This window comes from Streptomyces sp. NBC_00250 (assembly GCF_036192275.1).
In the GTDB taxonomy this organism is placed as follows: Bacteria; Actinomycetota; Actinomycetes; order Streptomycetales; family Streptomycetaceae; genus Streptomyces.
In genome coordinates, this window is the sequence record NZ_CP108088.1 from 5,600,921 (window position 1) to 5,612,857 (window position 11,937).

Consider the following 11,937-nt stretch of genomic DNA (forward strand, 5'->3'; position numbering starts at 1 on the left):
CCAGGTCCCCTCGTCAGTCAGGAGCCCGCCAAGTCCCGGTGTCTCCGGACTACTTGGCGCACACCTGCTTGTCAGCTTCTACCTTCTCGACGTCCGGCGCCTTCGTCGGACCGTTGATGGGCACCCCCGCGCCCTTGAAGTCGGCGCCGAGGACGAGCGTCATGGGCTCGCGTTCCCCCGCGTCCTGAGTGCCCGGCTTGAGGGCCGCGGCGGGAAGACCCATCATGTCCGCGAGCTTGCGGGCCTGATCGGCCTGGTTCGGCGCGTAGGCGAGCGTGGTCTTCGCCGCCTTCTCGGGGGCGTTGCTCTTGTTGGTGGAGCGGGTCACGCCCTCGTCGTTCTGCAGCCAGTTGATGGTCGACTGGGCCGCGCCCTGGATGCCGCTGCCGTTGAAGACGTCGACGCGGACGTCGACGGCCTCGGCGCGGGCACCCTGGAGGAGCTTCGCCTGGGCCTGCGCCTGGGCGTTCTTCGCCTGTTGCTGCTTCTTCTTCACCTCGGTGAAGGAGACGTCGTTCTGGATCATCCCGAACACCTGGGGAGCCTTGGTCTGGTCGAGGACGACCGTCGCCCGCTTGTTCGGCGGCTCGTCGGGGTTGTCCACCACCGGGACGGTCATGAAGCTGATGTTCTTCAGGTCGACCTTCCCGATCTCCTTGGCCAGGGTGGTCAGCTTGATGACGCTGTCTATGCCCTTGTCGACGGTGAGCGCCTCGGTCGCCGCGTTCGCGACGTCGATCAGCTGCGACGGGCTGTCGAGCGTGTCCTCCTTCAGCTGCCGCATCATCGACGCGAGGAACTGCTGCTGCATCTTGATGCGGTCGAGGTCGCTCTCGTTGCCGAGACCGTGACGGTTGCGGAGGAACGCGAGCGCGTCCTCGCCCATGATCCGGTGCTCTCCCTCGGAGAGGTTGAGCTTGGAGTAGTTCTTGTCCCGGATGGGCTTGGCCAGACAGACCTTCACGCCTCCGACGGCCGTCGAGAGCGTCTTGACGGCGTTGAAGTCGACCATCATGAAGTGGTTGATCCCCACTCCGCCGGTCATCTGCGTGATGGTGCGCATCGTGCAGCCCGGGTCACGGCCGTTGACGCCGAAGGACTCGTTGAACTTGGTCGTCCCGACGGAACCGGGGATGACCTTGGTCGAACCGTCGGGCTGCTTGGTCGGGCAGTCCGGGATCTCGATCTTGAGGTCACGAGGGATGCTCAGGGCCGTGGCGTTGGTCCGGTCCTCGGAGATGTGGATGAGGAACGTGGTGTCGGCGTGGCCGGTGACGTTCGTCTTGTTGCCGTAGCTCTCGTTGCCCTCACCGGTACGGACGTCGTTGCCGATGATCAGGATGTTGAGCGGCCCGTTCATCGACTCCGTCTGGACGGCGGCGTTGCCGACGTCGACCGAACCGATGTTGCCGTCGAGCTTCTTGTAGAGCATGTACGCGCCGGTCGCGCCGCCGACGAGGACGAACGCCATCGTGCCGCCGGTCCACAGCAGGACCTTCTTCTTGCGGGACGCGCCCTGCTTGCGCTTGCGGCGGCTCGCGGGCGTCTGCTGGCCGTCGCCCGGCTCGGAGACCCGTCGGCGGCGCTGGCCGGGGACGGGTGCCTCGACGGGGGCGTCGGCGGAGGTGTCGCCCGACGCGGGAGCGGGAACGGTGGATCTACGGGCCCCGGACGGTGTCTGCGGCCGCGACTGCCCAGCGGAGCGGTCCAGTCGCAGTTCGTAGTTGCCCGTCTGTGGGTTGAGCACCCACTGGTCGGCGGGGTCGATCTCGTCCGCCCGTCCACGGCTGTGCGCGTCCACGGTTACTCGAGTCCTCCGTCGGTGCCACGCGAGGCGCCTCCCCCACTGGGCGCCGCTCTCTCGGTCGTTCGATCCTCGGTGAGTGCGACCACGCGGTCGGGGTGCACCGGATCGCGTCACACTATCCGCCCAGTTCAGCGTGGGGCGACGCGCGTGACAAATTCCACGCCCCTTACAACCGGGCAATTTGCTCAAACCTCATCGCTCGCGACCCTCCCCTTGGTGTGCCCTTTACTCACCGCCCCCGCGGCCCCCTCCGGCGCCCTCCTAGGAGCACGCTCCCTCGGCCGCGTTCCGCCCCGTGAAGGTGGGAGTGGCGGTGGGCGTCGGGGCGTCCGCGTCGTCGGGCTTCCCGTCCGCCCCGGTCTTCCGGTCCGTCCCGGCCTTCTCCTCCTCGCCCGGGGTCACCGCGACGGGCCTGTCCTCCCGTAGCTGCTTGAAGAGTTGACTCGCCGCCGGCTGTACCAGTTCGTCCCGGTTCGCGTTGTACGTGTAGGGGCGGCGGGGGACCGTGAGGAACTGCACCTTCTCGGTCGGGATGGCCCGCATCGAGCGCGCCAGGTCGTACAGGTCCCGCAGCGAGTCGAGCCCGGGGTCGGTGGTGATCGCCTTGGTGGCCGCGTCCAGGACCGGGTAGAGCTTGGTCGGGTTCAGCAGCACCCCGTCGCTCTGCACCTTGCTGACCAGGGCGCCGAGGAACTGCTGCTGGCGGTCCATGCGTTCCGTGTCGCTGCCGTTGCCGATCGACTTCCGGGCCCGCACGAAGCCGAGGGCCTGCTCCCCGTTGAGCGTCTGGCGCCCCGCGGGCAGCTTCAGCTTCGCGTCGGCGTCGTTCACCGGCTCCTTGAGGCAGACCTCCACGCCGTCGACGGCGTCCACCATCTTCTTGAAGCCCCGGAAGTCGATCACCATGTGGTGGTCCACCCGGATCCCGGTCAGCTTCTCGACGGTACGGATCGTGCACGCCGTACCGCCGAACTCGAAGGCCCAGTTGAACTGCGCGAACTGCTCACGGGTCCGGGTCCCGTCGGTCTTGCGACAGCTCGGGATCGTCACCATCAGGTCGCGGGGGAGCGACATGGCCGTCGCGCTCTTCTTCCCCGCCGACAGGTGCAGCAGGATCGTCGTGTCCGAGCGCTGGGTGCCCCGGTCCTTGCCGTACTTGCGGTTCCCCTCGCCGGACCGGGTGTCCGAGCCGATGAGCAGGATGTTCCGGGCGGCCGAGACGCCCGCCGGCGGGCGCTCCTTCTCGTACCTCCGGAGCTCGGCGGCGGCGGTGGTGTCGGTGGTGATGTTGCCGTCGAGCTTCCGGTAGAACCACCAGCCGACCCCGGCCGCGGCCAGCACCACGAGCGAGACGCCGAGTGCCGTCCACCGCAGCCAGTGGCGTCGGTGCGGTTCCTCCGGAGCCCCGGGAGTCGCGTCCTCCGTTGCCGGGGGATCCGGTTCGGCGGGCGTACCCGCACGGTCCGTCACGTCTGAGTCCGTCCTTCATGGCGTCGGCGGCGCGCCGGGCGGCCGCCGGTCGTAGAAGGAGACGGCCGAACCCCACGCATGGTTGTGCGGAAGGAGTCGACTCCCCCCGGCCGATCATGTACCGGACGGGGCGCGGGGACCCGGGGACTCGGCGCGTCTGTAGGCCGAACGGGTCGGGTCGGGACGAGACGGACGGCTGTCGGGCGGACGCCGGGCCCGTCAGGCCGCGGTGACCGTCACTCGCTCGCTCTCCACGCGCTTGGCGAGGGACTCGGGGGCGAGCTGGTCCAGGTTCCGGCAGAGGACCACCGAGCCGCCGGACGCGAGAGGGGCGTACAGGCCGGTCGAGACGCCCTTCCAGTCCCCGTAACCGAGTCCGGAGAGCAGCCGTGCGCCGGGGGCGAGGCCGAGGGCCTCCGCGTCCGCGCGGGCCTGGTCCACGAGCTGCGCGCCGCTGCGTTCCGCACCGTCGACGACGAGCGCGGGAGCGTCCGGATCCACCGGTACGAACGGGGCGAACCGGTCGCCCTGGCTCGGGACCTCGACCGCGTAGTCCGCGTACCCGGCGGGCGCGGCCGGGAACCGGCGGCCCAGCGGGGCGAGGGAGAGCGCGATCCGCTCCCCGGAGCAGGCGAGACCCGCCTCCAGGGCGTCCGGCCCCGCGACCACGAGGTCCGCGTCGGCCGGGTCGCCGCCGAGCTCCACGGTCACCCCCACGGACGAGCAGGCGAGCAGCCAGACGGCGGTCTGCCAGTGCGCGGGCAGCAGCAGCGCGAGCCGGTCGCCCGGCGCGGCGGACAGTTCGCCCTGGAGCAGATTCGCCGTCTTGGCCACCCAATTGGCGAAGGTGGCGACGGACAATTCCACCCGCTCACCGGTGGCGTCGTCGTAGAAGGTGACCAAGGGGCGGGCGGGGTCCGCGGCGAGCGCGGATCGCAGCAGGTCGGCGGGGGTGCGGTCGCTGGCGTTCACGCCGGACAGCGTACGCGCGCCGCCGCACGGGGGTCCGCCGTACCGGTGACGCCGTCCACCGGTCGGCCCGACGAGGTGTCAGTTTCCGGGCGTGTTCCCGACGCGCGGAACGGCCCCGGGGTACGCACGATCGGCCTATGCGTGCCTCACTCGCCTCCTCGATCGCCGTGACCTGCGCGACGGTCCTCGCCCTGCCGGTCTCTCTCGCCGCACCCGCGGCGGCCGCGGTGCCTTCGGCGCTCGGGCTGCCACCAGCGGCTTCCGCACAGCCACCCGCGCCCGAAGTGCCCGGCGCCACCCAGTCCCTGCCGCTGGAGCCATGGGGCGACAGCGACCGGGCCCTGGGCGGCGGGACGGACGACACCGGCGCCCAGGGACTCACCCGACGCGACGTCAGGCCCTTCTCGCTCGTCGGCGTCGTGTGGGACGACCCGACGGCCGCCCTGCACGGCGTCGTGCAGGTCCGCACCCGGGCCACCGGCGGCGACGCCTGGTCGGACTGGCAGGACGTGGAGACCCACAACGAGGAGCACGGGGCCGACCCGGACACCGCGGAGGGCGCCGGCCGCGCGCTCAAGGGCTCCACGGCCCCGCTGTGGGTGGGCGACTCGGACGGCGTGGAGATCCGGGTGCGAGGGGAGGAGCCGCTCCCCACGGGCCTGCGGCTCGAACTGGTCGACCCGGGCGAGCCCCCGGCGGAGGCCACCGAGACGGAGGCCACCACCGAGACGGCGGCCACCACCACCACGACCACCACCACCACGGCCATGACCGCGACCATGACCGCGACGCGTACGGCGACGGCCTCGCTCGCCCTGACCGGACTGGGCGCGGCGGAGGCGGCCGTCAGCGGCGTCAACGCCCAGCTCGCCCCCTACGGCGCGGCCTGGATCCCGGCCCTGTCGAAGGAAGCGACCGAGCTCACACTCCCGTACCTGCCGAGGTCGCAGGAGGCGAAGGCCCCCGCCGAACCGCAGGCCCCCGCCGAGGCCCAGGCGCCCGCGGCCGCCGCGAAGCCGTACATCGGCCCCCGCCCCAAGATCATCACCCGTAAGGGCTGGGGCGCGGACGAGCGGATCCGCGAGAAGGGCTTCGTCTACACCAAGACGATCAAGGCGGCCTTCGTCCATCACAGCGCGACCGGCAACAACTACACCTGCGGCCAGGCGCCCTCCGTTCTGCGCAGTATCTACCGCTACCACGTCCAGAGCAGTGGATGGCGAGACTTCGGCTACAACTTCGCCGTCGACAAGTGCGGAAACATCTACGAAGGCCGGGCCGGGGGAGTGGCGAAGCCCGTCCTCGGCGCGCACACCCTCGGGTTCAACACCAACAGCATGGGCATCGCCGTCCTCGGCACCTTCACCAAGAGCGCCCCGCCGGCCGCCGTGGTGACCGCCGTCGCCCGTCTGACGGCCTGGAAACTCGGGCTCCACGGGGTCAATCCGAAGGGGGCGGCCTACCTCGTCTCCGGTGGCGGAAACCTGTACAAGAAGGGCAGCACGGTCAAGTTCAACGCCATCGCGGGACACCGCGACGGGTTCGCGACGGAGTGCCCCGGAGCACGGCTGTACGGCAAGCTCGGAACGGCCCGCACGAGCTCGGCGAAGTACCAGGGGAGGAGCTGATGGGGTCATCGGGGCAACCATCTGCCTAAACTGACCGGTCATATCGCACGGACGACCGAGACGGGCGAGCTGACCGGCCCCGAACAGGAAGCAGAGACGACAAGGTGACAGAAGCGATCCTCCTGGTCGGTGGCAAGGGAACAAGGCTGCGACCCCTCACGGTCAACACGCCCAAGCCCATGGTTCCGGCGGCGGGCGTCCCCTTCCTGACGCACCAGCTGGCCCGCGCCCGCGCCGCCGGCGTCGAGCACATCGTGCTCGCCACCTCCTACCTGGCCGAGGTCTTCGAGCCGCACTTCGGTGACGGCTCCGCGCTCGGCCTGAGCCTGGAGTACGTCACCGAGGAGGAGCCGCTCGGCACCGGCGGCGCGATACGCAACGTCGCCTCGCGGCTGCGTTCGGGCCCCGACGACCCGGTTCTGATCTTCAACGGGGACATCCTGACGGGCCTGGACATCCAGGCCCTCGTCGCCACCCACTCCTCCTCGGGCGCGGACGTCTCGCTCCACCTCACCCGGGTCGAGGACCCGCGCGCCTTCGGCCTGGTCCCCACGGACTCCACCGGCCGCGTCACGGCCTTCCTGGAGAAGCCGCAGACGCCCGAGGAGATCGTCACCGACCAGATCAACGCGGGCGCGTACGTCTTCCGCCGCTCGGTCATCGACACGATCCCCACCGGCCGCCCCGTCTCGGTCGAACGCGAGACCTTCCCGGAGCTCCTCGCCTCCGGCGCCCACCTCCAGGGCATGGTCGACTCCACGTACTGGCTGGACCTCGGCACCCCGCAGGCCTTCGTCCGCGGCTCCGCCGACCTGGTCCTGGGCCGCGCCCCCTCCCCGGCCGTCCCGGGCCGCTGCGGCGACCGCCTGGTCCTGCCGTCGGCCCGCGTCGCCCCGGACGCCAAGCTGACCGGCGGCACGGTCGTCGGCGCGGACGCGGTGGTCGGCGAGGGAGCCCGGATCACGGGCTCCACGCTCCTGGCCGGCGCGGTCGTCGAGCCGGGGGCGGTGATCACCGACTCCCTGATAGGCGCGGGCGCCCGCATCGGCGCCCGCACGGTCCTGACGGGCGCGGTCATTGGCGACGGCGCCCAGGTGGGCCCGGACAACGAACTCCGCGACGGCATAAGAATCTGGTGCGAAGCAACCCTCCCCGCAGGCGCAGTCCGCTTCTCCTCGGACCAGTAGCCCCCGCGGAGGCACCCGGGGCACACGGAGCGGGCGGCTACGCTCGGAGCATGGCCGGCCGCTTCACACCCCCCACCCCCACCACGCGCAGCACAGTCCGCGGCGGCCACACCCCCGTACCCCGCCAGGACGGCACCGCCCCCCTGGACCTGGGCCTCACCCTCGGCCCCCTCCGCCGCGGCCCCGCCGACCCCACCTTCCGCGTCACCCCCGACGGCTCCGTCTGGCGGGCCAGCCGCACCCCCGACGGCCCCGGCACGATCCGCCTCACCGTCCGCGACGGCCGGCCCGAGGCCGAGGCCTGGGGCGCGGGCGCGCACTGGCTCCTGGACAACGCCCCCGCGCTGCTCGGCGCCGAGGACGACCCCACCGCCTTCGTCCCCCGCCACAAGCTGGTCCTCGCCACCCACCGTCGCCGCCAGGGCCTCCGCCTGACCCGCACGGGTCTGGTCATGGAGTCGCTGATCCCGTCCGTCCTGGAGCAGAAGGTCACAGCGGACGAGGCCTACCGGTCGTGGCGGCTGCTCGTACGGAAGTACGGCGAGCCCGCGCCGGGCCCGGAGACCGTCCCGGACGGCATGTACGTGATGCCGGACGCGCGTACGTGGACACAGATCCCGTCCTGGGAGTGGCACCGCGCGAACGTCGACGGCAAGCGCTCGGCCACCATCGTCCGCGCCGCCCGGGTGGCCGCGCGCCTGGAGGAGGCCGCGCACATGGACCCGCCGGCGGCCCGCAGGCGGCTGGAACTGATCCCCGGCATCGGCCCCTGGACGAGCGCGGAGACGATCCAGCGGAGCAACGGCGCCCCCGACGAGGTCACCACCGGCGACCTCCACCTCCCCGGCATCATCGGCTGGGCCCTCGCCGGCGACCGTACGACCGACGACGAGGCGATGCTGGACCTCCTGGCCCCCTACGCGGGCCAGCGCCACCGAGCGGCCCGCCTGATCCTCCTCAGCGGCCGCGTACCGCCCCGCAGGGCACCCCGCATGACCCCGGGCGACATCACGGCGCTCTAGTACGACAAGGCCGACCGCACCACGGAACGCCCCCCGCCGCAGGCTCACCGCACCGCGACGAACTCCGCAGCCGGCCGCGCCGCCCGCTCCCTGGGCGGCGACGCCGGATGCCCGATCGCCACCGCGCCCAGCGGGTCCCACGTATCGGGCAGGTCGAGGACCTCCCGTACGACGTCCCGGCAGAACATCGTCGAGGACACCCAGGCCGAGCCCAGCCGCTCACCGGCGAGCGCGACCAGGAAGTTCTGGACGCCCGCGCCCGCCGCGACCACGAACATCTCGCGCTCGGCCGCGTCCCGGCGCGGGTCGCCGTAGTGGTGCGAGCCGTCCATGACGAGGCAGGGCACCGCCAGGTACGGCGCGTTGCGCAGGACGTCCCCGCGCCGGACCCGCTTCGCGACGGATTCCTCGGACTTGCCGTCCCGCCGCAGGTCCGCGATCCACGCGTCGCGCATCGCGTCGAGCAGCCGTACCCGCGACCCCGCCGACTCCAGGAGCACGAACCGCCACGGCGTGGTGTGGTGCGGGGCCGGCGCCGTCACGGCCGCCGCGACCGCCCGCCGTACCGCGCCCGGGTCGACCGGCTCCGCCGTGAACTCCCGTACGGTCCGCCGCAGCGTCACCGCCTCCCGTACGGCCTCCGAGGTGCCGAGCCGGAACATGTCGTCCGCGGCGGAGCGCACCAGCGCCCGTGCCCCCGGCTCCTCGTCCCCGCCCACCACGTGCGGAAGGCCGCGCACGACGGCGACCGGAAGACCGGCCGCCTTGCCCTTCACCAGGTCGCCCGCGGCCGCGAGTTCGTCGGCGGTGGCGACCACGGTCGCGCTCAGCGGATTGCCGAACGCGTCGGTCCCGCCGCGCAGATCGTCGAGGACCCGCACCCCCGCCGCGCCGATCGCCACGTCGGTGAGCCCGGCGCGCCAGGGCCGCCCGAAGGTGTCCGTGACGACGACGCCCACGTCGACGCCGAGCGCCTCGCGCAGCCCCGAACGGATGCGCCGCGCCGAGGCGTCGGGGTCCTCGGGGAGCAACAGCACGGTCCCGGCGGGTGTGTTGGAGGCATCGACCCCGGCGGCGGCCATGACGAGCCCCTGCCGGTTCTCGACGATGCGCAGGGTCCCGCGCCGCGCCACCACCCGTACCGTCTCGGCGTCGATGGCCTCCTCGCGGTCGTCGGCGGCGACCACCCGTCCCTCGGCCTTGCTCACGATCTTGGAGGTGACGAGAAGGACGTCCCCGTCGACGAGTTCGGGCGAGACGGAGGCGATCAGCTTGGCCAGGTCGTCCCCGGCCGTCACCTCGGGGAGCCCGGGCAGCGCCCAGACCCGGTACGAGGAAGCCTCCACGGGGTCCACCGACGACGTCACCGCAGCTCCTCGGCGAGCGCCAGGGCCTCCCGCGCCATCGCGGCCGTCGCCTCGACGTCGGTCATCATCAGCGGGACCGCCCGGCAGCGGATGCCCGCCGCCTCGACGTCCGCGACCGCGCCCGCGTCGACGGTGTCGACGAGCCAGCCGTCGACGAGCTCGGAACCGTAGTTCCGGGCGACCGCGGCCGCCGTGGACTCCACGCCGACCGCGGCCAGGACCTTGTCGGCCATGCCGCGCACGGGCGCGTCGCCGACGATGGGGGAGAGGCCCACGACGGGCACCTCGGCCGCGACGATCGCCTCACGGATCCCGGGCACCGCCAGGATCGTGCCGACGCTCACCACGGGGTTGGACGGCGGGAAGAGGATGACGTCCGCCTCGGCGACGGCCTCGAGGACGCCCGGCGCCGGCTTCGCGGCCTCCGCGCCGACCGGCACGATCGCCTTGGCGTCCACGGAGGCGCGCAGCTTCACCCAGTACTCCTGGAAGTGCACCGCGCGCTGCTCGCCGTCGACCTCGATCGCCACATGCGTCTCGACGCGGTCGTCGGACATGGGGAGGAGGCGAACGCCCGGCTGCCAGCGGGCGCACAGCGCCTCGGTGACGGCGCTCAGCGGGTAGCCCGCGCCGAGCATCTGCGTACGGACGATGTGCGTGGCGAAGTCCCGGTCGCCGAGGCCGAACCACTCGGGTCCGACGCCGTACGCCGCGAGCTCCTCCTTGACGGTGAAGGACTCGTCGAGCCTGCCCCAGCCCTGCTCCTCGTTGATGCCACCGCCGAGGGTGTACATCACCGTGTCCAGGTCGGGGCAGACCTTCAGCCCGAAGAGATGGATGTCGTCACCGGTGTTGCCGATGACCGTGATCTCCGCGTCCGGCGCGGCCTGCTTGAGGCCGCGAAGGAAACGGGCACCACCGATGCCGCCGGCCAGAACCACAATGCGCATGCACAGCAGTCTCTCAGGCGACGACGACACCCGCGGTGACAGGGGCGGCGGTGGCCGGGGCGCACTGCGCCTGGAGCGACTCGTGCATGGGCATCTCGGTGAGGCCCGGGAAGTAGACGTGCAGGCTGACGGCCGGTTCGAGGGAGTCGTTGACGACCTCGTGGACGTACCCGGGCGCGAAGACCCGCTCGGCGCCCGGCGTGAGCGTCCGTGCGCCCCGGTCCGTACGCTCCGTCAACTCGCCCTCCAGGACGGTCAGTACGCCGGAGGAGAGCCCGTGGTCGTGGCGCCCGCTGCCCTGGCCGGGCACCCAGGAGAGCAGCCACACCTCGTAGCCGGGGCCGGTGCGCAGCCGGTGGTACCAGCGGGTCGTGGCGTCGTACTCGACGTACGGGGCCCACTGGGCGCGGTCGTCGGCGATCGAGCGCGCGAGGCCGGCGAACTCGGCCACCGTCTCGGGGTGGGCGCGCTCGGGCTGGAGGAGGTGCGGGACCTCGAGGATGTCGCCGGCGATCTGAAGGTCGCTGTCCATGTTCATGGGTGGGGTGGTTCCTCAGCAGAAACAGAAGCGGTGGGGTCACGGAGAAGAGGTGACGCGAGTGACGCAGGGTGACGCTGGGAGAAAAGCTGGAGCTCTACGGCATCAACAGCTGGGACAGCAACAGCAACAGCGCGCCTGGACAGCGCTGCGGAACCCACGGCTGTGGGTCGCGGAGAGCGCTGCGGTCGCTGGCATGCCACCAAAGGTGGCCGGAACGGCACCCGACTGTCAACCCAATGCCCGATTTGGGGGTAATGTTTCACCTCATCCGGTTACATGGCGCGGAGAAAGGTTTGTTCAGCCGCGGACCAGGAGAGATGGCGCTTCAACCGTGCCCGTAAACATGGCGGCGCCCGCGTGATCGACCACGCTCGGTCACCACGTGGACTCCGGCCGGTCCGTGATCGGACTGTGATCCGGATCGCTTCCATGGCTGGATCGCAACAAGATCCAAGTCTCGGACGTCCTCTCTCGTGAGGGCCGCGCACGGTGCACCCAGGCCGGTGGCATGTGTCTCGTTTTTTGGTGATTTGAACACTTTCCGCATAGGCTTGGTTCCGCAGAGTGAATACGAGGCCCAATAGCAGATCTCGGCTTGACTCGCGCAGAGCACGAACTTGTAATTTCACTCGTGTCGTTCGGCCGGGTTCGCAACGGCAACACCACGGGGACGCACAGAACAGACGAGGGGCGCACATGACCGAGTTGTTCCAGGAACTGCTGGTCGAGGACGCGGACGAAGAACTCGGCTGGCAGGAGCGCGCGCTGTGCGCCCAGACCGATCCCGAGTCCTTCTTTCCCGAGAAGGGCGGCTCGACCCGCGAGGCCAAGAAGGTCTGCCTCGCCTGCGAGGTCCGCTCCGAATGCCTCGAATACGCCCTGCAGAACGACGAGCGGTTCGGCATCTGGGGAGGCCTCTCCGAGCGCGAGCGACGCCGCCTGAAGAAGGCCGCCGTCTGAGCCGCGCGAAGCCGGCCGGGCCCCGCGCACGCC

At 71.5% G+C, this 11,937-nt stretch carries 10 protein-coding genes; 4 read left to right on the forward strand and 6 right to left on the reverse strand.

Translation table 11 applies throughout. From position 1 onward, the window contains the following. Nucleotides 1-49: 49 nt before the first annotated feature. From OG259_RS25465 to OG259_RS25475, 3 genes are all read right to left on the reverse strand, one after another. A complete protein-coding gene (locus OG259_RS25465) occupies nt 50-1,801 on the reverse strand; it encodes an LCP family protein (protein ID WP_328944375.1) in 1,752 nt (583 codons plus the stop codon). 267 nt (nt 1,802-2,068) lie between these two features. Further along, nucleotides 2,069-3,277, reverse strand: a complete 1,209-nt coding sequence (locus tag OG259_RS25470; protein ID WP_328944376.1) for an LCP family protein — start codon at nt 3,275-3,277, stop codon at nt 2,069-2,071. A gap of 219 nt (nt 3,278-3,496) precedes the next feature. Continuing rightward, a complete protein-coding gene (locus OG259_RS25475) occupies nt 3,497-4,249 on the reverse strand; it encodes a TIGR03089 family protein (protein WP_328944377.1) in 753 nt (250 codons plus the stop codon). 137 nt (nt 4,250-4,386) lie between these two features. On the opposite strand from OG259_RS25475, the gene OG259_RS25480 reads away from it, so the two are divergent. The 3 genes from OG259_RS25480 (at nt 4,387) to OG259_RS25490 (ending at nt 8,086) form a co-directional block, all read left to right on the forward strand. Then, on the forward strand, nt 4,387-5,877 hold the full coding sequence (locus OG259_RS25480; protein ID WP_328944378.1) for a peptidoglycan recognition protein family protein: 1,491 nt from the start codon (nt 4,387-4,389) through the stop codon (nt 5,875-5,877). 104 nt (nt 5,878-5,981) lie between these two features. Then, nucleotides 5,982-7,064, forward strand: a complete 1,083-nt coding sequence (locus OG259_RS25485; protein WP_328944379.1) for an NDP-sugar synthase — start codon at nt 5,982-5,984, stop codon at nt 7,062-7,064. A gap of 50 nt (nt 7,065-7,114) precedes the next feature. Next, entirely contained in the window at nt 7,115-8,086 is a 972-nt protein-coding gene (locus OG259_RS25490; protein WP_328944380.1) for a DNA-3-methyladenine glycosylase family protein, read from the forward strand. A 44-nt stretch (nt 8,087-8,130) separates the two neighbouring features. On the opposite strand, the gene OG259_RS25495 is transcribed toward OG259_RS25490, so the two are convergent. The 3 genes from OG259_RS25495 to OG259_RS25505 are packed head-to-tail and all read right to left on the reverse strand — an operon-like array spanning nt 8,131 to nt 10,941. Beyond that, nucleotides 8,131-9,453 carry a coenzyme F420-0:L-glutamate ligase gene (locus OG259_RS25495; protein WP_328944381.1) on the reverse strand — a complete coding sequence of 441 codons (1,323 nt, stop codon included), beginning with the start codon at nt 9,451-9,453 and terminating at the stop codon, nt 8,131-8,133. Then, nucleotides 9,450-10,403: a 2-phospho-L-lactate transferase gene (gene cofD / locus OG259_RS25500; protein WP_328944382.1), complete on the reverse strand. Its 954-nt coding sequence runs from the start codon at nt 10,401-10,403 to the stop codon at nt 9,450-9,452. The genes OG259_RS25495 and cofD overlap by 4 nt, the downstream gene beginning before the upstream one ends. A gap of 13 nt (nt 10,404-10,416) precedes the next feature. Continuing rightward, nucleotides 10,417-10,941, reverse strand: coding sequence for a cysteine dioxygenase (locus OG259_RS25505; RefSeq protein ID WP_328944383.1), 525 nt, complete (start codon nt 10,939-10,941; stop codon nt 10,417-10,419). 699 nt (nt 10,942-11,640) lie between these two features. Here OG259_RS25505 and OG259_RS25510 point away from each other — a divergent pair. Beyond that, nucleotides 11,641-11,904 carry a WhiB family transcriptional regulator gene (locus OG259_RS25510; RefSeq protein ID WP_015033978.1) on the forward strand — a complete coding sequence of 88 codons (264 nt, stop codon included), beginning with the start codon at nt 11,641-11,643 and terminating at the stop codon, nt 11,902-11,904. Nucleotides 11,905-11,937 lie beyond the last annotated feature (33 nt).